The sequence below is a fragment of the Paenibacillus sp. F411 genome (genome assembly GCF_017582705.1).
GTDB classification, from domain to species: Bacteria; Bacillota; Bacilli; order Paenibacillales; family Paenibacillaceae; genus Paenibacillus_AQ; species Paenibacillus_AQ algicola.
Genome location: NZ_JAGFIP010000013.1, coordinates 34,653 through 57,985, shown reverse-complemented (window position 1 = coordinate 57,985; position 23,333 = coordinate 34,653). Strand labels below are relative to the sequence as shown.

24 protein-coding genes, 1 riboswitch and 1 other annotated feature are annotated in these 23,333 nt (G+C 51.8%); of the genes, 23 read left to right on the top strand and 1 reads right to left on the bottom strand.

The features are described 5' to 3' along the window. Positions 1-66 precede the first annotated feature (66 nt). The 20 genes from lysA (at position 67) to JJQ72_RS13850 (ending at position 19,114) form a co-directional block, all read left to right on the top strand. The gene (gene lysA, locus JJQ72_RS13945) at positions 67-1,398 is read left to right on the top strand and encodes a diaminopimelate decarboxylase (RefSeq protein ID WP_208204042.1); all 1,332 of its coding nucleotides are present in this window, start codon (positions 67-69) and stop codon (positions 1,396-1,398) included. A gap of 171 nt (positions 1,399-1,569) precedes the next feature. Further along, a complete protein-coding gene (locus JJQ72_RS13940) occupies positions 1,570-2,004 on the top strand; it encodes a peptidylprolyl isomerase (RefSeq protein WP_138225526.1) in 435 nt (144 codons plus the stop codon). Positions 2,005-2,159: 155 nt separating this feature from the next. Beyond that, a riboswitch (FMN riboswitch) is annotated at positions 2,160-2,329 on the top strand. Between the two features lie 278 nt (positions 2,330-2,607). Next, on the top strand, positions 2,608-3,753 hold the full coding sequence (gene ribD / locus JJQ72_RS13935) for a bifunctional diaminohydroxyphosphoribosylaminopyrimidine deaminase/5-amino-6-(5-phosphoribosylamino)uracil reductase RibD (protein WP_138225527.1): 1,146 nt from the start codon (positions 2,608-2,610) through the stop codon (positions 3,751-3,753). Positions 3,754-3,756: 3 nt separating this feature from the next. Beyond that, positions 3,757-4,425, top strand: a complete 669-nt coding sequence (gene ribE, locus JJQ72_RS13930; protein WP_208204041.1) for a riboflavin synthase — start codon at positions 3,757-3,759, stop codon at positions 4,423-4,425. Between the two features lie 34 nt (positions 4,426-4,459). Continuing rightward, on the top strand, positions 4,460-5,701 hold the full coding sequence (locus JJQ72_RS13925; protein WP_208204040.1) for a bifunctional 3,4-dihydroxy-2-butanone-4-phosphate synthase/GTP cyclohydrolase II: 1,242 nt from the start codon (positions 4,460-4,462) through the stop codon (positions 5,699-5,701). 88 nt (positions 5,702-5,789) lie between these two features. Then, on the top strand, positions 5,790-6,257 hold the full coding sequence (ribH, locus tag JJQ72_RS13920; RefSeq protein WP_138225530.1) for a 6,7-dimethyl-8-ribityllumazine synthase: 468 nt from the start codon (positions 5,790-5,792) through the stop codon (positions 6,255-6,257). A gap of 68 nt (positions 6,258-6,325) precedes the next feature. Further along, the gene (locus tag JJQ72_RS13915) at positions 6,326-7,117 is read left to right on the top strand and encodes a segregation and condensation protein A (RefSeq protein WP_138225531.1); all 792 of its coding nucleotides are present in this window, start codon (positions 6,326-6,328) and stop codon (positions 7,115-7,117) included. Further along, a complete protein-coding gene (gene scpB / locus JJQ72_RS13910) occupies positions 7,086-7,691 on the top strand; it encodes an SMC-Scp complex subunit ScpB (RefSeq protein WP_138227701.1) in 606 nt (201 codons plus the stop codon). Before JJQ72_RS13915 ends, scpB begins: the two co-directional genes overlap by 32 nt. Positions 7,692-7,813: 122 nt before the next feature. Continuing rightward, entirely contained in the window at positions 7,814-8,509 is a 696-nt protein-coding gene (locus JJQ72_RS13905) for a DUF2953 domain-containing protein (RefSeq protein ID WP_208204039.1), read from the top strand. A 129-nt stretch (positions 8,510-8,638) separates the two neighbouring features. Next, positions 8,639-9,106: a GerW family sporulation protein gene (ytfJ, locus tag JJQ72_RS13900; RefSeq protein ID WP_138225533.1), complete on the top strand. Its 468-nt coding sequence runs from the start codon at positions 8,639-8,641 to the stop codon at positions 9,104-9,106. A gap of 612 nt (positions 9,107-9,718) precedes the next feature. Then, positions 9,719-10,837 carry a D-alanyl-D-alanine carboxypeptidase family protein gene (locus tag JJQ72_RS13895; protein ID WP_243896096.1) on the top strand — a complete coding sequence of 373 codons (1,119 nt, stop codon included), beginning with the start codon at positions 9,719-9,721 and terminating at the stop codon, positions 10,835-10,837. Between the two features lie 31 nt (positions 10,838-10,868). Further along, positions 10,869-11,513 (top strand): nucleoside recognition domain-containing protein, encoded by a 645-nt coding sequence (locus tag JJQ72_RS13890; RefSeq protein ID WP_138225534.1) that lies wholly within the window; start codon positions 10,869-10,871, stop codon positions 11,511-11,513. A 5-nt stretch (positions 11,514-11,518) separates the two neighbouring features. Continuing rightward, positions 11,519-12,040: a spore maturation protein gene (locus tag JJQ72_RS13885; RefSeq protein ID WP_208204087.1), complete on the top strand. Its 522-nt coding sequence runs from the start codon at positions 11,519-11,521 to the stop codon at positions 12,038-12,040. Positions 12,041-12,135: 95 nt separating this feature from the next. Beyond that, a complete protein-coding gene (locus JJQ72_RS13880; protein ID WP_208204038.1) occupies positions 12,136-12,483 on the top strand; it encodes a peptidoglycan recognition protein family protein in 348 nt (115 codons plus the stop codon). 21 nt (positions 12,484-12,504) lie between these two features. Continuing rightward, positions 12,505-13,275, top strand: coding sequence for a pseudouridine synthase (locus tag JJQ72_RS13875; protein ID WP_138225537.1), 771 nt, complete (start codon positions 12,505-12,507; stop codon positions 13,273-13,275). Between the two features lie 116 nt (positions 13,276-13,391). Next, the gene (locus tag JJQ72_RS13870; RefSeq protein ID WP_138225538.1) at positions 13,392-13,922 is read left to right on the top strand and encodes a redoxin domain-containing protein; all 531 of its coding nucleotides are present in this window, start codon (positions 13,392-13,394) and stop codon (positions 13,920-13,922) included. Beyond that, a complete protein-coding gene (locus tag JJQ72_RS13865) occupies positions 13,919-15,613 on the top strand; it encodes a cytochrome c biogenesis protein ResB (protein WP_208204037.1) in 1,695 nt (564 codons plus the stop codon). Before JJQ72_RS13870 ends, JJQ72_RS13865 begins: the two co-directional genes overlap by 4 nt. Then, positions 15,610-16,863 (top strand): c-type cytochrome biogenesis protein CcsB, encoded by a 1,254-nt coding sequence (ccsB, locus tag JJQ72_RS13860; protein ID WP_138225540.1) that lies wholly within the window; start codon positions 15,610-15,612, stop codon positions 16,861-16,863. Before JJQ72_RS13865 ends, ccsB begins: the two co-directional genes overlap by 4 nt. A gap of 102 nt (positions 16,864-16,965) precedes the next feature. Further along, positions 16,966-17,685, top strand: a complete 720-nt coding sequence (locus JJQ72_RS13855; RefSeq protein WP_138225541.1) for a response regulator transcription factor — start codon at positions 16,966-16,968, stop codon at positions 17,683-17,685. Position 17,686: 1 nt separating this feature from the next. Next, positions 17,687-19,114 (top strand): ATP-binding protein, encoded by a 1,428-nt coding sequence (locus tag JJQ72_RS13850; RefSeq protein WP_138225542.1) that lies wholly within the window; start codon positions 17,687-17,689, stop codon positions 19,112-19,114. A 202-nt stretch (positions 19,115-19,316) separates the two neighbouring features. Here the strand turns inward: JJQ72_RS13850 and serA are convergent, their stop codons facing one another. Then, positions 19,317-20,909 carry a phosphoglycerate dehydrogenase gene (gene serA, locus JJQ72_RS13845; protein WP_208204036.1) on the bottom strand — a complete coding sequence of 531 codons (1,593 nt, stop codon included), beginning with the start codon at positions 20,907-20,909 and terminating at the stop codon, positions 19,317-19,319. A gap of 156 nt (positions 20,910-21,065) precedes the next feature. Then, positions 21,066-21,292, bottom strand: a binding site (T-box leader). Positions 21,293-21,460: 168 nt separating this feature from the next. On the opposite strand from serA, the gene JJQ72_RS13840 reads away from it, so the two are divergent. From JJQ72_RS13840 to JJQ72_RS13830, 3 genes are read left to right on the top strand one after another with little or no spacing between them, the layout of a single operon-like run. Next, positions 21,461-22,048, top strand: a complete 588-nt coding sequence (locus JJQ72_RS13840; protein WP_138225544.1) for a CPBP family intramembrane glutamic endopeptidase — start codon at positions 21,461-21,463, stop codon at positions 22,046-22,048. Between the two features lie 2 nt (positions 22,049-22,050). After that, positions 22,051-22,509, top strand: coding sequence for a hypothetical protein (locus tag JJQ72_RS13835; protein WP_208204035.1), 459 nt, complete (start codon positions 22,051-22,053; stop codon positions 22,507-22,509). After that, positions 22,506-23,321, top strand: coding sequence for a metallophosphoesterase (locus JJQ72_RS13830; protein ID WP_243896087.1), 816 nt, complete (start codon positions 22,506-22,508; stop codon positions 23,319-23,321). Before JJQ72_RS13835 ends, JJQ72_RS13830 begins: the two co-directional genes overlap by 4 nt. The last annotated feature ends 12 nt before the right edge of the window (positions 23,322-23,333 follow it).

Sequence of the window (23,333 nt, the reverse complement as noted above, 5' to 3'; positions counted from 1 at the left end):
TCTGCTATACTGTGTAGAATTACTCGATTACCCATTTTTAAAATATTGATCGGAGGAATTGCAGGCATGTTTCTACACGGTACTAGCACAATCAATGAGAATGGACATCTTGAAATCGGGGGCTGTGACACTTCAGAGCTGAAAGCCCAGTATGGCACCCCTCTTTATATTGTGGATGAGCAAGCGGTCAGAGACCGGGCAAGAGAATATATCGAAGCTTTTAAGGCGTCCGGCTTGAAATTCCAGGTGGCATATGCCAGCAAGGCGTTCTGCGTTATGGCGATGTGCCGTCTGGCAGAAGAGGAAGGCATGTCCCTGGATGTTGTATCCGACGGCGAGCTGTACACAGCGCTGCAGGCGGGCTTCCCAGCAGAGCGTATTCACTTCCATGGCAACAACAAGACGATCGAAGAGATCGAGATGGCGCTGGACGCCAAGATCGGCTGCTTTGTTGTCGACAATGAGGTGGAGCTGCACATGCTTCAGGCGATTGCCGCTGAGAAGCAGGTTCAGGTTAAAATTTTGCTGCGCGTAACCCCAGGCGTTGAGGCTCACACGCATGAATATATCTCGACCGGCCAGACAGACTCCAAGTTCGGCTTTGATATTGGTAACGGCTCTGCCTTCACGGCTGTGAAGCTGGCTTCGCAGCAAGACAATCTGGAGCTGCTGGGGCTGCATTCCCATATCGGCTCCCAGATTTTTGAGGTGGAAGGTTTCCAGATGGCAGTTCAGCGTGTGGCTGAATTTGCGGCTTCGGTAAAGGAACAGCTGGGCGTAACCTTTACTGTCGTCAACCTGGGCGGCGGCTTCGGTATCCGCTACGTGGAAGGCGATACTCCGTTGCAGGTGTCCCAATATGTGAAGGCCATTACTGATGCGGTGAAGAATCACTTTGCAGGTATCGCCGAAGAGCTGCCTGAAATCTGGGTCGAGCCAGGCCGCAGTATCGTAGGCGACGCAGGTACAACACTGTACACGGTTGGCACGAGCAAGGACATTCCAGGGGTTCGGAAATATGTAGCCGTAGACGGCGGCATGACAGACAACCCGCGTCCGGCTCTGTACGAATCCCGTTATGAAGCCATTCTCGCGAACCGCGCGAACGACAAGGTGGAAGAGACGGTATCCATCGCCGGTAAATGCTGTGAGAGTGGAGATATGCTGATCTGGGATCTGGATCTGCCGAAGGTGGAGTCCGGTGATCTGCTGGCTGTAGCCTGCACAGGTGCTTATAACTATTCCATGGCCAGCAACTACAACCGGATCCGTAAGCCGGCGGTCGTATTCGTGAAGGACGGCCAAAGTGATCTTGTGGTCCGCCGCGAAAGCCTGGAGGACATCGTTCACCTGGACGTGGTGCCTGAGCGCATCAGCAAGGAAAGTGTCCTGAAGTAATTAGCATAACCAATGCATTTCTGGGATGAAGGAGGCCCCTAAGGCGCAGGCCAAGCCGGGCCTCCTTTCCTTTGGGAGAATTATACGATACAATGGACAACGTGAGTCTTTGAGAGCAGTGCTGAGGCCGCTTGATGAGCGGCTATCATACCGTAAAGGGACGTGATTGGAATGAAAAAAGGAACCATCGAACTCGAAAACGGCGGCATGGTGGAAATTGATTTTCTGCCGGAGGAAGCGCCAAACACAGTAGCAAATTTTGAGAAGCTGGCGAACAGCGGCTTTTATAACGGACTGAGCTTTCACCGTGTAATTCCGGGCTTTGTGGCTCAAGGCGGCTGCCCTGTAGGCAACGGCACGGGCGGTCCTGGCTACACCATTAACTGTGAAACAGCTACCAACACTACGAAGCATGAGACGGGTGTACTGTCCATGGCACACGCGGGACGCAACACCGGCGGCAGCCAGTTCTTCATCGTCTATTCCCCGCAGCCTCACCTGGACGGCGTGCACACTGTTTTTGGTAAAGTAACCAGCGGTATGGAGCATGTTAACAATGTGAAGCCTGGCGACAAGATGAAGGAAGTCAAGGTTTGGGAAGCGTAGAAACAATTAGCAAGGAAGCAGCCCTCTCAGGCAGTATGTGTCTGAGAGGGCTTTTTTTGGGCTGATCCTTGCTAAGCGCTTTTCGCCTCATTGTTGCTTTATTAATTTTAAATATGGTAACATGACTTCATAGGTTGCAAAGTATAGCTGAATATCATATCCTTCGGGGCAGGGTGAAATTCCCTACCGGCGGTGATGGACGGAGAGTGCACGCTGTGCAGATGTCTCTTCGAACTCAGTCCGTGACCCGTCTCTACTTCGTAGAGCCGGTGGACCTGGTGCAAATCCGGGACCGACAGTATAGTCTGGATGGGAGAAGGAGAAGAGCGCATAGCACTTTATTTGTGCTGTGCCTCACTGAGAAATCATTGCTTTCCTGTGTGTCAAATTTCACAAAGATAACGATACAAGACTTGCCGGAGGGCATGATTGCCTTTCTCTGCTTTTCTTTGCGTTGCTTTGAGCTGTTTGTCACCGGAATGATTTTTGGTGTACTCCCATTAAACATGCCCTGATCTGGATAAACCCCAGACTCAGGGCTTTTTGTATTCTTAAAGGTTCATTTTGTAACAGCTAGATCATTTCAAAGTGGGTGAGTGGGCAATGCAAGTGATGAACGATGAATACTATATGGCTCTTGCCCTGGATTTGGCAGACAAAGCGCAGGGACAGACCGGAATCAACCCTGTCGTGGGCTGTGTTGTCGTGAATCAAGGCCGGCTGGCTGGTGTAGGTACTCATCTGGAGCGAGGAACGCCTCATGCCGAGGTGCATGCGCTCAATATGGCAGGGGAGCTTGCTGCAGGCAGTACGGTCTACGTTACACTGGAGCCGTGCAGCCATTATGGCAAGACGCCGCCCTGCAGTGAACGTCTGATTGCCGAAGGTGTTTCCCGCGTGGTGATTGCGATGCAGGATCCGAATCCTCAGGTTGCAGGACGAGGAATCCAAATGCTTCAGGCAGCAGGGATTCAGGTGGAGACGGGCGTCCTGGAGGCGCGCGCTGTGAGCTTGAATGAGGCTTTTATCAAATATATTACGACCGGTATGCCTTATGTTACCTTAAAGACAGCGAGCACCCTGGACGGCAAGATCGCTTCCAAGACCGGCGACAGCAAATGGATCTCAAATGCTGCATCCCGGACCAGAGTGCATACGCTAAGGCACCGGCATCAAGGAATTATGGTGGGCGTATCCACCGTGATTGCCGACAATCCGCAGCTGACCACCCGTCTGCCCGTGCCAGGTATTCATCCTATTCGGATTGTGGTGGACTCGAAGCTGCGAATTCCTATGGACAGCAAGCTGCTGCAGGATGGAATCTCACAAGTGCTGATTCTGACAACCGAGCAGAGTGATGAGGACAAAGCCAAGGCCCTGCAAGAGCTGGGGGCCGAGATTATCTACTGCGGAGCGGGACCGCGTGTCGATATGACATCAGCAATGAAGCAGCTGGGACAGCGAGAAATAGCCTCTATTCTGCTGGAGGGCGGGGGCACGCTGAACGGCTCGATGCTGGAGGAGGAGCTGGTAGACCGGATCATTCTGTTTATTGCTCCCAAAATTGCGGGAGGCCTGGGAGCACCCTCCAGCTTCATGTTCGGAGGCGTCGAGCAGATGAGCGAGGCGGTCGTCCTGGAGGATTTAAGCATGGAGCAGCTGGAGGATAATATTATGATTTCCGGCAAGCCGGTGTGGAGAAGGGAACTCCTTGACGGACAGGAAAAAAACAGCGATAAGGAGGGTTGATCCATGTTTACAGGCCTTATTGAGGAGATTGGAGAAATGCGGCGCATTGGCCGGAACGGTGAGGCTATGGTGCTTGCTATATCGGCTTCCCGGATTATGGATGATCTGAAGCTCGGCGACAGTGTCGCCGTAAATGGCGTCTGTCTGACAGCGACCTCCATAGAGAACGGGTTATTTACAGTGGATGTTATGCCGCAGACTTACCGCCATACGAATCTGCGAGTGCTGCAGGCCGGCAGTAAAGTGAACCTGGAGCGGGCAATGGCTGCGGGAAGCCGTTTCGGCGGACATATTGTTCAGGGTCATGTGGACGGCACGGGTGTAATCTCCCGGGTGAAGCCGGATCAGAATGCGGTAATGTATGAAATCGTTCCTCAGGATCGGGATATGTTCAGATATATTATTCCACAGGGCTCCGTAACCCTGGACGGAATCAGTCTTACGGTGGTGGATACGACCGAGAGCAGCTTTACGGTATCCATTATTCCCCATACGCTTGAGGAGACGGTGCTGGCTTTAAAGAAGGGCGGAGATTCCGTCAATATTGAGAATGACATTCTGGGCAAATACGTAGATCACCTGCTTCATTACGGATCTCGTACATCAGGTCATCACAAAAGCAAATCTAGCTCTGTCAGCATGGATTATTTGGCGGAACACGGATTCGCATGAGATACAAAAGCACACAAGAAGGAGGAGGGTTGACATGCAAGAGCCGTTTCAGTTCCACTCCATTGCCGAAGCGATGGAGGATTTGATGAATGGTAAGGTCGTCATCGTCGTCGATGATGAAGACCGGGAGAATGAAGGGGATTTTGTAGCGCTGGCAGAAAAAGCGACACCTGAGGTCATCAATTTCATGATTCGCGAAGGCCGGGGCTTGGTCTGTATGCCCATGACGGCGGAGCGGGCCCAGGAGCTGGACCTTAAACCGATGGTGGCGCAGAATACAGATTTTCACGGTACGGCCTTCACGGTTTCCATCGATCATGTTCAGACGACGACCGGGATTTCAGCCATGGAGCGCTCCATGACGGTACAAGGTATCATGGATCCCACAGCCGGACCTTTCCATTTTCGCCGGCCGGGGCATATGTTTCCACTGATTGCGAAGCAGGGCGGGGTGCTGCGCCGCGCGGGGCATACTGAGGCCGCTGTCGACTTGGCCCGGATGTGCGGGTCCTACCCGGCAGGCGTTATTTGTGAGATTATCAAGGAAGATGGAAGTATGGCGAGGCTGCCTGATCTGGTCGAAATCGCCCGTAAATTTGACCTGAAGCTGATCAGCATCAAGGATATGATCCAGTATCGCAATGCAACCGAGAAGCTAGTGAATCGAGAGGTTTCAGTACGCATGCCGACAGATTATGGTGTGTTTCAGGCCGTAGCTTACAGTAATGACGTGGATCATAAAGAGCATGTAGCTCTCGTGAAGGGCGAGATTGACGGAGAGAAGCCGGTTCTGGTCCGGGTGCACTCCGAATGTCTCACAGGGGATGTGTTTCACTCCCACCGCTGTGACTGCGGTCCGCAGTTTGAAGCTGCACTCCGGCAGATCCATGAAGCGGGCAATGGCGTGCTGCTGTATATGCGGCAGGAGGGCCGGGGCATCGGCTTGATTAATAAGCTGAAGGCCTACAAGCTGCAGGAGGAAGGGCTGGACACCGTCGATGCCAATCTCAAGCTGGGCTTTCCCGCTGATTTGCGCGATTACGGCATTGGCGCACAGATCCTGAAGGATTTAGGGATTCGCCAGATCCGACTGCTGACCAACAATCCCCGCAAAATTAAAGGCCTGGAGGGCTATGGGCTGGAGGTCGTGGAGCGGGTCCCGATTCAGATGCCGGAGAATGAGGATAACACCAGTTATCTTCATACGAAGCAGATGAAGCTGGGTCATATGCTGATCTTTGATGATATTGAGCAGAATGAGGACCAGAACCGCTGATCCACGACAGAACCGCAATTGTGAAAGCACCAGCTGATGTTTACTCTTTTAATTCATATAAAATTCATATAAAGAAAGGTTGATATTCATGGCAAATGTATTTGAAGGAAATCTCGTCTCCGAGGGACTGCGTTACGGCATCGTGGTTGGGCGCTTTAATGAATTTATTACGAGCAAGCTGCTGGGCGGTGCGCTGGATGCACTGAAGCGCCACGGTGTGAAGGAGGAAGAAACAGATGTGGCTTGGGTACCGGGAGCCTTTGAAATTCCTCTGATCGCCCAAAAAATGGCGGAAAGCGGCAAATACGATGCCATCATTACGCTTGGGACGGTCATTCGCGGCTCTACTACACACTATGATTACGTGTGCAACGAGGTAGCCAAGGGAGTTTCCGCGATCAACCTGAAGACCGGCGTACCGACCATTTTCGGTGTTGTAACGACAGAGAACATCGAGCAGGCCATTGAGCGGGCAGGCACGAAGGCCGGGAACAAGGGCTGGGATTCTGCAATGGCCGCAATTGAAATGGCGAACTTGACGAAACAGCTAAAATAGTGCTTATTTAATGTAGTGCTCTTTTACAGGGCACTGCATTTTATTTTTTTGTGGCGGGAGGATGGATTGTGACCGTATTGTACAAGCTGGAGACCTTCGAAGGACCGCTGGATCTGCTGCTGCATTTGATTGATCAAGCGGAAATCGATATCCAGAATATCCCCGTCAGTGAGATCACGGAACAGTACATGACGTATCTGCAGAGCATGAAGGAGCTGGAGCTGGAAATTACGAGTGAATTTTTGGTGATGGCTGCCACACTGCTGTCGATCAAGAGCAAAATGCTGCTGCCCAAGCCGCCGGTCATCGAAATGGATGACTTTGATATGGACATGGAGGATGATTTTGATCCCCGTGCAGAGCTGGTGCAGCGGCTGATTGAATATCGAAAGTATAAGGGCATTGCCCAGCATCTGCACGAGAAGGAATGGGAGCGCAGTCTGATTTATTCCAAAGAGCCGGAGGATCTGTCGCCGTATATGCCGATCGCCGAGGAGAATCCCGTCCAGGGGCTGCATGCCTCGGATCTGATTGCTGCCTTTCAGCGAGCCTTGAGCAAGGCAGTTAAGCGCACCTCCTATGCCCGCATCCAGCGGGATGAAATCTCGGTCAAGGACCGGATTCGGGAAGTAGTAAACGTTCTTGCATCTCAAGGGCCGGGAGGCCGGGTTCTGTTCTCCAGGCTGCTCCATGAGGACATGGTGCGCCATGAGATTGTGGTTACGTTTCTGGCGATACTGGAACTAATGAAGATGAAGCAGATTTTCGCTTTTCAGGAGAAGCTGTTTGATGACATCGTGATGGAGTGGAGAGGGGAAGTCAAGTTTGATGGATTTACCGAAGCTGAAATCACTTATTGAAGGCCTTTTGTTTCTCTCGGGAGAAGAAGGGCTGTCCGTGAAGCAGCTGGCCGAAATTACCGAGCAGTCGGCAAAACGGATTACCGATGCGCTGGAAGAGCTGAAGGCGGATTGCGAAGCGGGAGGGCGAGGCCTTCAAATTGTACGGATTGCAGGCAGCTACAAGCTGGCGACGCGGGCAGAGCATGCCGAGTATTTCGAGCGGCTGGCATATTCGCCTTCCAGATCCTCGTTATCTCAGGCCGCACTCGAGACTCTGGCAATTGTGGCCTACCGGCAGCCCATTACCCGAGTGGAGATCGAAGAGATCCGCGGGGTTAAGGCAGAGCGAGCCATCCAGACCTTGTCCAACAAGGGTCTAATCGTTGAAGTGGGGCGCGCAGAGGCCATCGGCCGACCGATCCTGTATGGAACGACCAAGGCTTTTCTTGATTATTTTGGCCTGGGCAGCATTCAGGATTTGCCGGAGCCTTCACAGTTTGAGGGCGATGGCGACAGCCTGGAAGAGGAAACCCAAATGCTGTTTGACAAGCTGGATGAGCAGCAGCTTACTTTGGATGACGTCAATTCATAATGTGGACTACCTAGAGCCCGGGCTTCCCGGGCTTTTTGACATGCCGTATGATTTCTTTCGTAATTGCCATACTAACCCAGAGAAAAGACAGGCAGTAAGAATCTGGTGCTGGAGGGCATGATATGAATGCATGGGTTGTTGGTGGCTTAATTGTAGGAGGATTGCTGCTGGTGTGTGCCTGCCTTGTGCTGGGTTCGACCGTAAAGCTGGGGATTCGGATCAAGCTGGCAGCCCGTCAGTACTCCATGGTCATTCATATTCATTCTTTATACGGCTTATTCAAGAAGACGCTGGAGCTGCCTCTGCATTCCTTCAAAGAGGAAGTGGTAGAGGAGCAGCAGCCACCTTCACGCTTCTTCGGGAAATGGATCGATCCGTCGGGTAAATCCGATCCCGATGCACGCTCCCTTCTGGCCTTTCAGGATATGAAGAAGCTGCTTCAGGCTACGGACGGGTTCAAGACATGGATGCTGAGGTCGGTTCGGATCTTCAACGTGTCTTCCGTGTTCTGGTCTACAAGCCTTGCCCTCGATGATGCAGCCCAAACGGCCACCGCTTCAGGAGCTCTGTGGGGAATTAAGCATATGATCCTTGGCTGGCTGTCGTATCATGTGAAGCTGCATGGCAAGCCGGAGCTGTTTATTATTCCGGATTTTAACGGGCCGCCGCAGCTGTCAAGTGCTCTGGATGTTGATCTGCGCGTAAAGGTATATGCCCTGGTGAAGGCGGGGCTTGCGCTGTGGATTCGGGTGTGGAGAGTGGAAGGCGGACTTCGGACCTGGAAAAGCACCCTGCAGCGAGAGCTGGATCAAGCTTGAGGCCATGAAACATCGGCATCGTCCTTGAGCCGGCAGGAATCGGCATTACATAGTCTGTTTGCTTTAGGGGATGATAAACAGCAGGACCTACTTAAGGCTATATCAAAACAGCGTAAAGGAGTAATGATCATGTCCGATCACCCGATTCAAGGCTTGATGCAGACCGCGATGGAAAATATTAAAGCAATGGTCGATGTGAACACCATTGTCGGAGATCCAGTCAATACACCGGACGGTACGGTAATTCTTCCGATCAGCAAGGTTGCCTTCGGCTTCGCTGCAGGCGGCAGTGATTATAATTCCAGTTCCGACGGTTCACCGAACGGCGGGACACAGAACGGCGGAAAGGCGACACTGCCTTTTGGCGGCGGCAGCGGCGGCGGCGTATCGATCCGGCCGATTGCGTTTCTCGTAGTCGGCAAGGATGGCGTTCACATCGTTCCGCTGGACAACCAGACGCATCTGTTCGAGCGTATTATTGACTCGACGCCTTACCTGCTGGAGCAGATTCAGTCCATGTTCCAAAGCAGCAATCAGGGGAATGAAACCGCGAAGGATGCTTCTGGTTCCCAGAACGGTAACGGCCATTCCCATTAAGCCGAGCCCAGCTACAGCGAAGGGGCTGTCCCCGAAGTAATTTTTTGAATGACGAGACAGTTCTCTTTATGAAAAATTAGGCCAGTAATGAAGAAATGGCGATGTTGGGGAGGTTATCCCTGCATCGCCATTTCTGATTTTTGGTCTATTGCCGCCTTCTTGAGCAACAAGGGGATTGGATGGAATGTCGTCTTCTAAATCCATGTAGAGATAAAGCTGATCCATGCACGAAGCAGCGGAGAGGACGAAACGATTCCGGACCCGCGGCAGCGGTCGCCTTTGCCCCCGAATTTCTTCCTTGCTAGAATCATTCAAAGAAATTTGGGGGCAGCAGCGAGGGGAGGAACGATAGGTACGCGGAGCAGCTCGCAACAACAAACGAGGCCATCCCGCAAGACCCTAGATCTTTTGGGATAGCCTCTTTTTTGTGTTTGGTGAGCATAAGGACATACCTGCAGCCTGTCCCGCATATACTTGTACAACATATCACTTTAGCGGAGGATTCCCATGAAAATAAAACGTAACTTGCAGCTTAGACTGGCTTCCACATGGCTTCTCGGAATGCTGCTCCTGCTCGGACCTGCAGGCTTGCCTTTCCCGTTCAGTCTGGCTATGACTGTGCATGCCGAGCGTGTAGAGCAGCAACTCGCAATGCCATCTCCACCGGGTAATTACGCGGAATCGGCAGCACTGATTGACGTCAGCTCCGGCAGGCTGCTGTACAGTAAAGAAGGCAACAAAAGGATGCGTGTCGCCAGTCTGACCAAAATCATGACGGCAATCGTCGCGATTGAGCATGGAGATTTGAAATCCCAGGTGAAGGTGAGCAAGAATGCTTTCGGCAAAGAAGGCTCCTCATTATTTCTAAAGCTTGGTGAGGAGATGCTGCTGGAGCATATGCTGTACGGGTTAATGCTGAGGTCAGGCAATGATGCAGCTACGGCTATCGCAGAGCATGTCGGCGGCTCAGAGGAGGGCTTTGTGCTGCTTATGAACGAGAAGGCGGCTGAGCTGGGGATGACGGGGTCCCATTTTATGAATCCACATGGACTCGACCATGATGAGCATTATTCAACGGCTAACGATATGGCCAAGCTTACGGCTTACGCGCTGCACAATCCGGATTTCGCCGAGATCGTCAAGACCGAGGTCAAGAAGGCGCCTAACCCGAATGAGAGCTGGGATTATAAATGGAGCAACAAAAATAAAATGCTGCATCTGTATGAAGGTGCTGACGGCGTCAAGACCGGCTATACGAAAAAAGCATTACGCTGCCTTGTCAGCTCGGCCACGAGAAACGGACAGCAGCTGGCCGTTGTCACCCTTAATGATGGGAACGACTGGAATGATCACGGCAAGCTGCTGGATTACGGCTTTGAGCATTTTCAGCTGCATCAGCTGATTCAGGAGGGCCAAGCGGTTCAAGGACAGCCGCTGAAAGCCGGGAACCGCTTTGCCTATGCACTGCTGCCGGCAGAGCAGGCGCTTGTCAAGAACAAGCTCGTCCTGCACAAAGCGGTGGAGCCGGATCTGTCGTTCGGGAGGAGAGGGTATATCGAGCTGTCGCTGCATGGTGAAGTGATCGGACGGGTGCCGGTGTATGAAGAAGGCAGCTTGATTCCAAAAGAGCAGCAGAATGAGGAGCATGCACGCGAAACCTGGCACCAAACAGAGAAGCAAGGCTTCTTAAGGTCTGCAGGGATTGTGCTCCGCAAGTTCTTGGGAGATTAAAGAAGGATCATGTCCGAAAGGGGGAACTAGGATGATAAATGTCATCTGGATGGGAATGATCTTGATCGGATTTATCTTTTCCGCCGTGAACGGGAACATCGAGGACGTTACCAAAGCCGTCTTCGATGGAGCTCAGACTGGCGTAACCGTATCCTTCGGCTTGATCAGTATTATGGTGTTTTGGCTGGGATTAATGAGGCTGGCAGAGGATTCGGGCCTCCTGGCGAAGATCGCCCGGTTAATGGGACCGGTAGTAAGGTATTTATTTCCTGACATCCCGAAAAATCATCCAGCCTTCGGCTACATTCTATCTAATATGAGCGCAAATCTGTTTGGCCTCGGCAATGCGGCAACACCAATGGGAATCAAGGCCATGCAGGAGCTGCAGAAGCTGAATCCGGACAAGGAGCAGGCCTCCCCGGCTATGTGCACCTTGCTGGCATTGAACACCGCGAGCATCACCTTGATTCCGACGACGCTAATCGCGATAAGGATGAATTATCATTCCGCTAACCCCGCTGAAATTGTGGGCACGACGCTGATGGCGACAGCGGTCGCTACGCTGGCGGCAATTATGGCTGACCGCTGGTGCAGGCATCGGCTCATCTCACAATCGAAAAAGAAAAAGCCTCCGGCCTGGCCTCATACCCCGAAAGAGGGTGACGCCCCGTGCTAGAGCTGATGTATCTCATCTCTGTCTGGATGATTCCGGTCGTGATTGCCTTTATCCCATTGTTCGCTTTCGCCCGCAGGGTACCGGTCTATGAAACCTTCGTGGATGGTGCCAAGGACGGCTTCTCGACCGCCATATCCATCATCCCGCATCTTGTCGGTATGATGGTGGCCATTAGTGTGTTCCGCGCTTCCGGCGCGCTGGAGGCCATGACCTCCTGGATGGGCCCGTTTCTGCTGGGTCTTGGCGTACCGCCGGAAATCATGCCATTGGGTCTGCTTCGCCCGCTGACCGGAACGGGCTCCCTGGCCTATACGACCGAGCTGATCCATGTCTACGGGCCGGACTCCATCATCGGCCGGATTGCCTCCACCATTCAGGGCAGCACGGATACAACGCTATATGTACTCACTGTATATTTTGGCGCGGTCGGGATCCGAAAGGGCCGGTATGCCTTGAAGGTCGGCTTGTTCTCGGACATCATCGGATTTATTGCTGCCATCTTTTTTTGCCTGCTTGTCTTCGGATAAGGAGGCTTTTTAATTACTTCATAGTGACAGGTATCCATACGCCCTGACCCTCTGTCTCATATACTGTGGCAAGTCAGAGGAAATGGAGGGCTCCTATGAATTTCGAAGGCTTTATTATCCACCACACGGCTTGTACGGAACGAGATCATCAGGAGGAGGCTTGGGATTTTATGATTTTGAGGGATGGGTCGGTAAAAGCTGCCCCGTCACTTCGGCACCCCGAATATATTCATATCTGTCTGGAGGGTGACTTTAATCTGGAATATAGCTTAATGGATTTCTACCAAAAAAGGCAGCTGTTTCAAGCCAGCAAAATCATTATTGAGCTGTCCCGGCGCTATGAGATTTCTCCGTTATATTTATTTCCGCACCACGACACCTGTCCCGGTATCAATTTCCCATGGAATGCGCTTGTGATTTATCCCGCAGGTGGGTATCATTAGGGATGAGGTGACCTAACAAACATGGAGAGATTACAAAAAATCATGGCACAGGCCGGGATAGCCTCCAGGCGTAAGTGTGAAGAGCTTATTCTGGGCGGCAAGGTGCAGGTGAACGGTGAGACCGTGACAGCACTCGGCACGAAAGCAGACCCGGATCAGGACGAAATTACGGTATCCGGAAAGCCGATCAAGAATGAGAAGAAAGTCTATGTCATGCTGAATAAACCGAAAGGCGTTATTACCAGCGCTTCCGATCCGGAAGGCCGTAAGATCGTATCGGATTATTTGAAGGGCGTGCGTGAGCGCGTCTATCCGATCGGACGGCTGGACTATGATACGGAAGGGCTTTTGCTGCTTACGAATGACGGCGAATTTGCGAACTTGCTGAGCCATCCGAAGTATCATGTTCCGAAGACTTATCTGGCAACGGTTAAGGGAGTTCCCCACGGGGAGGGGCTGGACAAGCTTCGTCAGGGTATTATGCTGGAGGACGGCATGACCTCGCCGGCAGAAGTGGAATACAAGGATGTCGATCCTGACAACAAGCAGGCCGTCATTTCCATTACGATTCATGAGGGACGTAACCGACAGGTCCGCCGGATGTTCGAGGCGATCAACCATCCGGTAATCCGGCTAAAGCGTATCTCTTATGGAGATTTGCTGCTGCAAAATTTAAAGCGGGGCATCTATCGCCACCTGACACCAGATGAGATTAACAGGCTGGTTCAGATGGCAATGTCCGCCAAAAACAGCAAGCCTGAGGGGAAACGACCTCCACGGCGCAGAACCTGACACATAATTTTCAAATTGGCTTCCTGTTTTATTGACAATCTTCGTTATAATGTTCATAGGATGTTCACACCTTATGGAGTTCATGATGAAGGTTGTCATAGAAAGGATGCTGCAGCATGACAGGTAACACGAAAAAATGGGTACAAGTTTTCATCCTGCTGGCAATCGTCCTGCTGGGTGTTTATGCTGTAACGACCGTCGTTACAGGAAAGAATAGTGCCCCCAAGGCTGGGGATGACGTGCCGGGCTATAAGCTGCTCGGAATGGACGGAGCTGTCCACACGATGGACGAGATGGAGGGCAAGGCGAGGGTCATTAATTTCTGGGGGACCTACTGCGAGCCCTGCGTCCGGGAAATGCCCGCCCTGCAGGAGCAATGGTTGAAATGGAAGGACCAGGATGTGGTCATTGTCGGCATTAATGTGGGGGAAAAGCCCATGGTGGTCGAGAATTTTGCAGCCAAGATGGGTGTGGAATTTCCGATTCTCATGGATCCGGACCGCAAGGCTGTCGAAAGCTTTAGAGTGGGGCCGATGCCGACCACTTTTTTTGTGACGCCGGATGGAAAGATTGACCGCATTACCATCGGAGAGCTGAACATTGACACCCTGGATAAACAGATCGGGCAGTTGGTGAATGCGAAATGAATGAGCAAACAGGTAACAGCCGCATCCAGAATACAAAATGCGAGTGCGGCCATCAGAATCCGGTCGGCACCGTGCTGTGCGAGGCGTGCGGCAAGCCGCTGAACGAGGAAGCCGCAGCGCAGGACCTTTTGGAGATGCGTTATGACGGCGTCGCCAGACGCTCGCAGAAGGACAACCCCGGGGTTATTGACCGCGTATGGAATTTTTTCTCCTCGGTGAAAGTGGCGATCTATTTAATTACGATCACGACCATCGGTGCCATGCTGGGCTCGATCTATCCTCAGGAAAGCACCTTTTTGAATATTGATGCGTCTGTTTATTACCAAGAAAACTATGGGCAGCTGGGCCATATTTATTATCTGCTCGGTTTATCCCATACATATACGTCCTGGTGGTTTGTGCTGCTGCTGGTTCTGATCGGGGCTTCGCTCGTCATCTGCAGCCTGGATCGGGTACTGCCTCTGTACAAGGCACTGAGCCGTCAGCGGATTCCAAAGCATCTGTCCTTCCTGAAGCGGCAGCGTGTGAGTCTTGAGGCTGACATTCATGGAGACGGAGTGCAGTGGGTGGAGCATGTGGCCCCCAAAATCCGCAAAAAAGGATACAGGGTCCGCACGGACGGGTCAACACTGCTTGCAGAGAAGCAGCGCTTCAGCCGGTGGGGTCCTTATGTGCTTCATATCGGCTTGATCGTCTTCCTGCTAGCTGTGCTCGCTAGAGGACTTCCGGGTCTTCATATGGACACGCATATGGCGTTTCCGGAAGGCCAGCCCAAGCTCATCCCGGATACGAGCTACTATTTGCAGAATGACGGGTTTTCGGTGCAGTTTTACAGTGAAGAGGATCTCCCGAAGGAATTTCAGGGCAAAGGCAAGATTCTGCCCGAGAAATTTGAAACCAAGGCTATCCTTTATGAATGCCTTGCGGGCTGTGAGCTTGGAGAGGAGCCTCAGCTGAAGGAAGTCATGCGTCACAATATTGAAGTCAACCATCCCTTGAATTATGAAGGCTTGAAGGCCTACCAATTTGACTACGATCTCACGCCGACTCTCATCTCGGTGACGCCAGCTTTGACTGACGCGGTGACCGGAGAAGAATATGGGACGTTCAAGCTGGACATGAACTATCCGGAGAAGGCTTACAAGGTCGGGCCCTATACGCTGACCGTGAAGGATCTCTATACGGATTTCGGCTTGAATGCGGATGGAAAGCCGGCCAACATGTCGTCGAATCCGAACGCGCCTGCCTTTTTGTTCTTGATCGAGGGTCCTGATCTGCCTGAGACGGGAGTCCAGTATTTCTACTTTCCGAAACAGATTGATAAGGAACGCTTTCAGCAGGATGCTCTGAACAGGCAGCTGGGCGGGGGAGAGCTGAAATTTGACCTTCAGGTATCGTCGATGGAGAATGTCGAGCTTTCAGAATCGACGACCTATCTCAACATTCGGATTGATAAGGCGATGCCGTTTGTGTGGGTTGGAGCAGGCATCGGCATGCTGGGTCTGGTGCTGGGCTTTTATTTTCAGCATCGGCGGATTTGGCTCCGGGTGGATCACGGCGTATTGACGTTGGGCGCTCATACGAACAAGAACTGGTTCGGCTTGAGGAGAGAAATTGCTGCGGTCCTTAAAGAGATGGATCTGGACGTAGATGAAAAGTCATTGGTAAATAACGGGGGGAACAAAGCATGACATTAATAGATTTTAGCAGTGATGCCTTTATCGCAGCTTTTTTCTTATACTGCCTGGCCTTTACCTTTTATGGGGTTGCGGTCATGGGCAAGCGTTTTCGAAAGCGGGATCCTGAGGTCCATTTGGCCAAGTGGGGAAAAATAGCTTTTTACACCGCGGTTCTGGGTCTTATTGGTCACCTGACCTATTTCATAACCCGATGGATCTGGGCCGGCCATGTGCCGGTCAGCAATATGTATGAATTTATGACCTTTTTATCCATGTCTATTATGGTGGCCTTTATTGTGCTATACATGCTTTATAAGAAATCGCTGCTGGGCCTGTTTGCACTGCCGCTGACGATTTTGATTATGGCTTACGCAGCTGTATTTCCTCAAGAGGTACAGCCGCTGATTCCTTCGCTGCAGTCCTACTGGCTTGGCATTCATGTCACCATGGCTTCCTTGGGAGATGCATTCTTCGCGGTGGGCTTTATTGCAGGTCTGATGCACTTGCTTCGCACAGTAAACTTCAGCAGTGCCGAGCGATCAGATCGCAAAGAACAGCGATGGCTGGAATTTTGTATGTTCCTGATCGTGGTTATGATCGGATTTATGGTATCTGTCTACAGCTTCCGTGCGGCGGGATATGAGGCTTCCTTTTCCCAGGTTCAATGGAATGAAAAGCTGCAGCAGGATCAGACCGTTCAGGTGGAGTATGATATGCCGCCGATCGTATCACCCTATAACAGTGAGACTATCGCCTTCGACAGCTTCTTGGGCATGAGCAAGCCGCTGTTTCAGGCGCCGTCCTGGATGGAGGGCATCAATGCGGCCCGCAAGCTGAATACGGTGCTCTGGTCTATCCTGAGCGGCTTGGTATTATATGCTTTGATTCGCGTTCTCCTGCGCAAACCTATTGCCCAGTTTATTCAGCCGGCATTGAACCGGCTCGATCCGGATGATCTGGATGAGATCAGCTACCGGGCTATCGCGATCGGCTTCCCGATCTTTACCCTGGGAGGTCTGATCTTCGCCATGATCTGGGCCGAAATTGCCTGGGGCCGATTCTGGGGCTGGGATCCGAAAGAAGTGTGGGCGCTGATTACCTGGCTGTTTTACAGCATTTACCTCCACCTTCGCCTGTCTCGAGGCTGGCAGGGCAAGAACTCCTCCTGGCTGAGTGTGCTCGGTTTTATCGTGGTCATGTTTACGCTGGTGGGTGTCAACTTAATTATTGCAGGCCTGCATTCCTACGCAGGTACGGAATAATATTCAAGTAAAGAATAAGTGGTTAACAAATCAGAAGGGTTCTTAGCGGATGCTACAGGGCTGCTTCTGATTTTCCATATGACGAAGAAGGAGTTGTGGCTCATGAGTGATCATGGAAACCGGATATTGGTTGTGGATGATGAGGAGCGCATCCGACGTCTTTTGAAGATGTATTTGGAAAAAGAGGGGTATGAAATCGAGGAGGCCGAGGACGGGGAGACGGCTCTGCGGAAAGCAACCTCGGAGGACTATGGCTTGATTTTGCTTGATGTCATGCTTCCGGGTATGGACGGTGTTGAGGTCTGTGCACGTGTGCGACAGGTGAAATCTACCCCGATTCTGATGCTGACAGCCAAAGGCGAGGAGATTAATCGGGTTCAGGGCTTTGAGGTCGGTGCAGATGACTATGTTGTGAAGCCCTTCAGCCCCCGTGAGGTCATATACAGAGTAAAGGCAATCCTGCGGCGTTCCTCTGCAACGGCCTATTTGTCCAAGGAATCCACGTCCAGCAGCAGCAGTATCGTATTTCCGAACCTGGTTATTGAGCATGATGCGCACCGGGTGAGCGCGGGCGGCCGCGAAATCAACCTGACTCCGAAGGAATATGAGCTGCTTCATTACCTGGCTTCTTCTCCGGATAAGGTCTTTTCCCGGGAAGAGCTGTTGAAGGACGTATGGAACTATGAGTTTTTCGGCGATTTGCGTACGGTAGATACTCACGTCAAGCGTCTGCGTGAGAAGCTGAACAAAATGTCACCGGAAGCGGCCTCCATGATTATGACGGTTTGGGGCGTCGGGTATAAGCTGGAGGTTCCGAAATAACGTGAAATTCTGGCGTACCCTTGTCGGCAAGCTGTGGATTACAATTACACTGCTTGTAGCCTGTGTCCTTCTGACGCTGGGACTGTTTCTTCTTCCTTATATCGATACCGTGTTTAATTCCTCCAACTCCGGAGACATCAAGCGGCTCTTCACGTATGTATCCATTATCGGCTTTGCGATGACGACCTTCTTCGGCCTGTTCCTGCTTACCAAGATTACACAGCCGATGCAGAAGCTGATTGAGGCTGCCAACGCGATTCGGCGAGGACGCTATGATACGCGTCTGAAGCTTGTGACCAGCGATGAAATCGGCGAACTAGCGAATACGTTTAATCATATGGCGGCAGAGCTGGAGACGACCATCCGAAGCCTGAACCATGAGAAAGAGCATCTTTCGAGCGTACTGCGCAGTATGAGCGATGCAGTGATTACATTTGATAATAATGGCGATGTTATTCTTGCGAACCCACCGGGACGACAGGTGATGGAGAATTGGCAGGGCCTGAAATGGGACAAGGATCTGGAGGGCGGCGGATGGGCCGCCGAGGTGATGCCGGAGCCGCTGATTGCATTGTTCAACAAGACGATGCGGGAGGGGCGTGATCAGATGGCAGATCTGCATGTCAAGCAGGGGGTCTGGGAGGCGCATATGGCGCCGCTGTATTCGGATGATATCAAGCGCGGAGCGGTTGCGGTGCTGCGAGATATTACGGAGCAGGTGAAGCTGGAGAAGATGAGAACTGACTTCATTGCGAACGTGTCACACGAAATCAGAACCCCGCTGTCGATGATGCAGGGCTACAGTGAAGCGCTGCTTGATGGTATGGCAGCTTCACCGGAAGAGAGCCGTGAGCTCATCCAGGTCATTCATGAAGAGTCCTTACGGATGGGGCGGCTGGTGAAGGATCTGCTGGATCTGACACGGATGGAAGCGGGTCATGCCGAGCTCGACCTGCAGAAGGTCGATGCCGGGGAGCTGTGTGAGCGGGTAACCCGGAAATTCGCGGTTCGTGCCAAGGAGCAGGACATTGAGCTGACGCTTTACAAGCGCAGTCAGAATCTGCTGCTGAACGCTGCAGATGAGGACAAGCTGGAGCAGGTGCTGACCAACCTGCTGGATAACGCAATCCGGCACACACCCTCTGGCAAAGGGATATCCATTACACTGGAGCGGATCTCGCTGACCGGCAGCGCGGCGGCCATTCAGTTTGAAGTGTCTGATCAGGGTGTAGGTATTCCTTCTGCTGATGTACCTTTTGTATTTGACCGCTTCTATAAGGCAGACAAGGCCCGTGTACGCGGAGAAACCGTCGGTACGGGGATTGGTCTAGCCATCGTAAAGAACATCGTAGAAGCGCACAAGGGACAAATTACAGTGGATAGTGTCGTAGGCGAGGGGACAAGGTTTACCTTTGTTATACCGGACTGACAAGCCTGATGGACAACCGCGGTTCCTGATATTTCCTGCATTCATTTCCAAGTTTCCGACAAAGACGCCTCCTGCAGGGAGGTGTTTTTTGTTGAATGACGCTGTTATTCTTGTTCAACGTGGAACAATAGAAGAGGCTGTATACAAAAAAATGTCCTGCGAAAGAAAGATTTCGCAGGACATTTTGCCATGAAGCCAGGAATTAGGAAAGCACGATTTCTTGAGCGGTGTTCAGGTCGCTGAGGCCAGTCAGCTTCACCAGCACTTCTTTAGGAACGTCCTTGTCCACGGTGAGGAACATAATCGCTTCGCCGCCAATAACTTTACGTCCTACCTGCATGGAGGCGATGTTAACATCGTTCTCACCCAGCAGGGTTCCAACGCGGCCAATGATGCCTGGCTTATCGTTGTGGGAGATCAGGATCTGGTGACCTTGTGGAGCAATATCGACCGGGAACTTGTCCAGACGCACAATACGTTCACCGTACCCGTGCAGCAGGGTGCCGGCTACAAGATGCTCTCCGCCGTTTTGAGTCTTGAGGGTAACGGTCACGAGATTCGTAAAGCCCTTGGTCTTTGGAGTCTGTGAAACAACCACATGCAGATCGCGGCTCTTCGCAAGATGCATCGCGTTCACAATGTTTACTTCACTGCCCAGATGACGCTCCAGAACACCCTTCACGATATAGCGAGTCAGTGCCTGGGTATCCACCTCAGCCAGCTCACCGGCATAATCGACGTGAATTTCCTGGATGGCTTGAGTCGAGATTTGAGCAGCAGCACTGCCAAGCTTCTCGCCCAGCGGGAAGTAAGGCTGCAGCTTGTTCATCACATTCGCAGCAACCAGCGGGAAGTTGACGGCGTTCTTGAACGGCTCGTTCCGCAGGATGTGCAGTACTTGCTCTGATACGTCAATAGCTACATTTTCCTGAGCTTCAATCGTGGATGCGCCCAGATGAGGGGTCACGATGACTTTCGGATGGCTCAGGAACGGATGATCCGCTGCTGGAGGCTCATGCTCGAATACGTCAAACGCCGCGCCGGCAACGATCCCTTCATCAATCGCCTCTACGAGCGCCAGCTCATCAATAATGCCGCCGCGGGCACAGTTCACGATGCGCATGCCCTTTTTCATAATTTCGAATTGCGGTCTGCTGATCATGTGACGGGTCTCTGGAGTAAGCGGAGTATGAACCGTAATAAAGTCCGCATTCCGGATAATGTTCTCCACGGAAGAGAGCGTCACTTCCAGCTTCTCCGCGCGTTCTTCAGTCAGGAATGGATCATAAGCAAGAATGCTCATGCCGAAAGCCTTGGCACGGCGTGCAACTTCACTCCCGATCCGTCCCATGCCCATTACGCCCAAGGTTTTGTTGCGCAGCTCGACGCCGAGGAATGATTTGCGGTCCCAGGTGCCGGACACCGTCTTCGCATAAGCCTGCGGGATGTGGCGGGCAAGTGCAATCATCATGGCGAAGGTATGCTCAGCAGTCGTAATCGTGTTTCCGTCCGGGGCATTGATAACGACAATGCCGCGCTTCGTAGCAGCTTCCAGATCAATGTTATCCACGCCAACACCTGCGCGGCCAACCACCTTGAGGCGGGAGCCCGCCGACATAATTTTCTCAGTCACGCGGGTCTGACTTCGTACAAGCAATGCGTCGTAATCTCCGATAATGGCAGTAAGCTCGTCTTCACTGAGCCCGGTATTTTTGTCTACCTGCACATCGGCTGCATCCATCAGCTGCTGAATACCCAGATCACTGATCGGATCCGATACCAAAACTTTAAACATGGTTTCTCTTCCTCCTTGAACACTTTTGCTGGAATTCAATATAGAATAAGGTCTGTATGTAAATACAGTCCATTACACCCATAGTTAAGGGGACGCGGTGATGCGGCAAAGAGATTGTAATATTAAAAAACCCCCAATCTCCATACTACTTCCGTAGTAAGGGACGAGAGTTATTTCGTGGTACCACCCTTATTCACTGCTATCAAGCAGCCTCAAGCGGCCGATCTGGGCCATGATTGGTAACGGATATCATCCGATTGCGCCTACTTCTCTTTCAGCGAAATATCTCAGGATCGCTCAAGGCACCTATACCCGCCGATTTACACCTGCCATCGGCTCTCTGAGGAGCATGTGAAGCACCTTGTTTCCATCATCGGTTTTCATCTTAATTTTTTACATAATGTAACATGGAGGTATCATCGTGTCAATAAGTTTTTAGGCTGCTTCAGCCATGACCTTGACCTTGGCAGACAGTAGGCGACTTTTACAGGGGGATGGTTTTTTGCTATGATGCTCTTACGGCAAATCTATGAATAGACAGGCAGGCTATCATGAAAAAATTCAAATTCAAAATTCAAAAAATAGAGCCTCACCAGCTAACCGACAGACTGCTGCTCATTAATTTGTACTTAACTCAGGGTTTGACGCTGGTAGCAGCGCTGGTCTGGATTTTATTCCAGCACCGGAATCCGATCCAGCTGCTGGAGCTCTCCGGCAGCTGGAACGTAATCTATTGGGGCGCTGGGCTGGCGATCGTTTTATTGGCTGCAGATCTGTTAATATCCCGCGTTTTGCCAGAAAGCAGTATGGACGACGGCGGCATCAACGAGCTACTGTTCAAAGGGCGGCCGGTGTGGCATATCGTGGTCATTGCCCTAGTGGTTTCTATTTGTGAGGAGCTTCTGTTCCGGGGAGCCATTCAATTTGCGATCGGTCCTTACTGGACAAGTATCCTCTTTGCTTTAATCCATGTGCGTTATTTAAGGCACTGGTTTCCAACAGGCTGGGTGTTTCTCAGCAGCTATGGGCTGGGTTATATATATATCCAGACCGGCTCGTTGTGGGCGCCGATTGTATGTCATTTCTTGATTGATCTAATATCGGGGCTTGCCATCCGTTTTCGACAACAGAAAGGATAGCGATGGAGAAATTAAGCAGAGTAGAGAAGCATCAGCGCGGACGTAAAAGCTCCAAACATAAGCCATCGGATAAGAAAACAAGAGATACATCAAAGACAACACGAAGCCAGGCCTCCCGGACCCGAAAAGAGGCAGTGACTGCAAAGGATCATCATGCTTCTGCATCCAGATCATCAGCTTCAGTGAAGGCCAGGAAGGCTTCCAACGCTGCAGGCAGCCGCGGGGCTGCAAGAGTCCGCAAGCCAGCCGTAAAGGCATCAGGACAGCCTGCTGCAAAGCCAGCTCCAAAGCCGGCCTCCGGTGGCTCCAGCACGCCTTCAAGATCCCGAACCTATTCATCTCAGCGTGTGCGGATGAGCAAGTGGTTTGTCAATTCATTAATTATTTTATTTATGCTGCTGATGGCTGGGCTGCTTTGGTGGGGGCTGGCTGGAGCACCTTCACTGGAGGATATATTTTGATACTGTGGATCGTTGCCGGTTTGGCTACAATATTAATTTTGTTATGGATATGGATGAGTATAGAGGCTTTTGGATACCGGGTCAGAGAGGAGAGTGTGAGCTCTTCCCGGATTCCGGAAGGCTTTGACGGGCTTCACATTCTGTTTATTTCGGATATTCACCGGCGCAAGCTGTCTATGGCTTTAATGTCTGACTCATTGGCCCGTGCTGATCTGGTGCTGATTGGCGGTGATTTGACCGAAAAGGGGGTTCCTTTATCAAGAGTGGAGCACAACTTGAAGATCTTGTCTTCCCATTCACAGGCCTATGCTGTGCTAGGTAATCATGATCTCAACGCGGGAGCCGTCAAGGTGGAGGAGCTGCTCAGGAGTGCCGGAGTGAGGCTGTTGAAGGACGAAACGCTGGTGCTTGAAAAGGGCGGCGATCACATTGCACTGACGGGATATATGCAGCCCAAGACGCGGAAACACCCTTTTAGCAGCTATAAGGGAAAAGCCAAAAACGACCCCTATCATATCGTCCTTGTACATGATCCCATCTGGATCAAGGGTAGAGCCAAGCTTGGCTGTGATTTAATCTTGTCGGGACATACGCATGGAGGACAGATCGTGCTGCCGCTGCTGGGTGCGATTCGCCTGGAACCATTTTATTATCAGAAATACGATTCCGGCTGGTTTGATCTGCACCGCAGCCGAAGGTCTAACGAAGTCATCAAGCTCTTGATCAGCCGGGGCTTTGGCACGTCTCACATTCCTATAAGACTGTGTTGTCCGTCCGAGTATCATCTGATCACATTAACAAGAACACCCTGACCCTCCTTACAA

What these genes read in the sequence shown, in the direction of transcription:
- lysA (WP_208204042.1), top strand. Translation starts at nt 67, where the DNA reads ATGTTTCTACACGGTACTAGCACAATCAATGAGAATGGACATCTTGAA.
- JJQ72_RS13940 (WP_138225526.1), top strand. Translation starts at nt 1,570, where the DNA reads ATGAAAAAAGGAACCATCGAACTCGAAAACGGCGGCATGGTGGAAATT.
- ribD (WP_138225527.1), top strand. Translation starts at nt 2,608, where the DNA reads ATGCAAGTGATGAACGATGAATACTATATGGCTCTTGCCCTGGATTTG.
- ribE (WP_208204041.1), top strand. Translation starts at nt 3,757, where the DNA reads ATGTTTACAGGCCTTATTGAGGAGATTGGAGAAATGCGGCGCATTGGC.
- JJQ72_RS13925 (WP_208204040.1), top strand. Translation starts at nt 4,460, where the DNA reads ATGCAAGAGCCGTTTCAGTTCCACTCCATTGCCGAAGCGATGGAGGAT.
- ribH (WP_138225530.1), top strand. Translation starts at nt 5,790, where the DNA reads ATGGCAAATGTATTTGAAGGAAATCTCGTCTCCGAGGGACTGCGTTAC.
- scpB (WP_138227701.1), top strand. Translation starts at nt 7,086, where the DNA reads ATGGATTTACCGAAGCTGAAATCACTTATTGAAGGCCTTTTGTTTCTC.
- JJQ72_RS13905 (WP_208204039.1), top strand. Translation starts at nt 7,814, where the DNA reads ATGAATGCATGGGTTGTTGGTGGCTTAATTGTAGGAGGATTGCTGCTG.
- ytfJ (WP_138225533.1), top strand. Translation starts at nt 8,639, where the DNA reads ATGTCCGATCACCCGATTCAAGGCTTGATGCAGACCGCGATGGAAAAT.
- JJQ72_RS13895 (WP_243896096.1), top strand. Translation starts at nt 9,719, where the DNA reads ATGACTGTGCATGCCGAGCGTGTAGAGCAGCAACTCGCAATGCCATCT.
- JJQ72_RS13890 (WP_138225534.1), top strand. Translation starts at nt 10,869, where the DNA reads ATGATAAATGTCATCTGGATGGGAATGATCTTGATCGGATTTATCTTT.
- JJQ72_RS13885 (WP_208204087.1), top strand. Translation starts at nt 11,519, where the DNA reads ATGTATCTCATCTCTGTCTGGATGATTCCGGTCGTGATTGCCTTTATC.
- JJQ72_RS13880 (WP_208204038.1), top strand. Translation starts at nt 12,136, where the DNA reads ATGAATTTCGAAGGCTTTATTATCCACCACACGGCTTGTACGGAACGA.
- JJQ72_RS13875 (WP_138225537.1), top strand. Translation starts at nt 12,505, where the DNA reads ATGGAGAGATTACAAAAAATCATGGCACAGGCCGGGATAGCCTCCAGG.
- JJQ72_RS13870 (WP_138225538.1), top strand. Translation starts at nt 13,392, where the DNA reads ATGACAGGTAACACGAAAAAATGGGTACAAGTTTTCATCCTGCTGGCA.
- JJQ72_RS13865 (WP_208204037.1), top strand. Translation starts at nt 13,919, where the DNA reads ATGAATGAGCAAACAGGTAACAGCCGCATCCAGAATACAAAATGCGAG.
- ccsB (WP_138225540.1), top strand. Translation starts at nt 15,610, where the DNA reads ATGACATTAATAGATTTTAGCAGTGATGCCTTTATCGCAGCTTTTTTC.
- JJQ72_RS13855 (WP_138225541.1), top strand. Translation starts at nt 16,966, where the DNA reads ATGAGTGATCATGGAAACCGGATATTGGTTGTGGATGATGAGGAGCGC.
- serA (WP_208204036.1), bottom strand. Translation starts at nt 20,909, where the DNA reads ATGTTTAAAGTTTTGGTATCGGATCCGATCAGTGATCTGGGTATTCAG.
- JJQ72_RS13840 (WP_138225544.1), top strand. Translation starts at nt 21,461, where the DNA reads ATGAAAAAATTCAAATTCAAAATTCAAAAAATAGAGCCTCACCAGCTA.
- JJQ72_RS13835 (WP_208204035.1), top strand. Translation starts at nt 22,051, where the DNA reads ATGGAGAAATTAAGCAGAGTAGAGAAGCATCAGCGCGGACGTAAAAGC.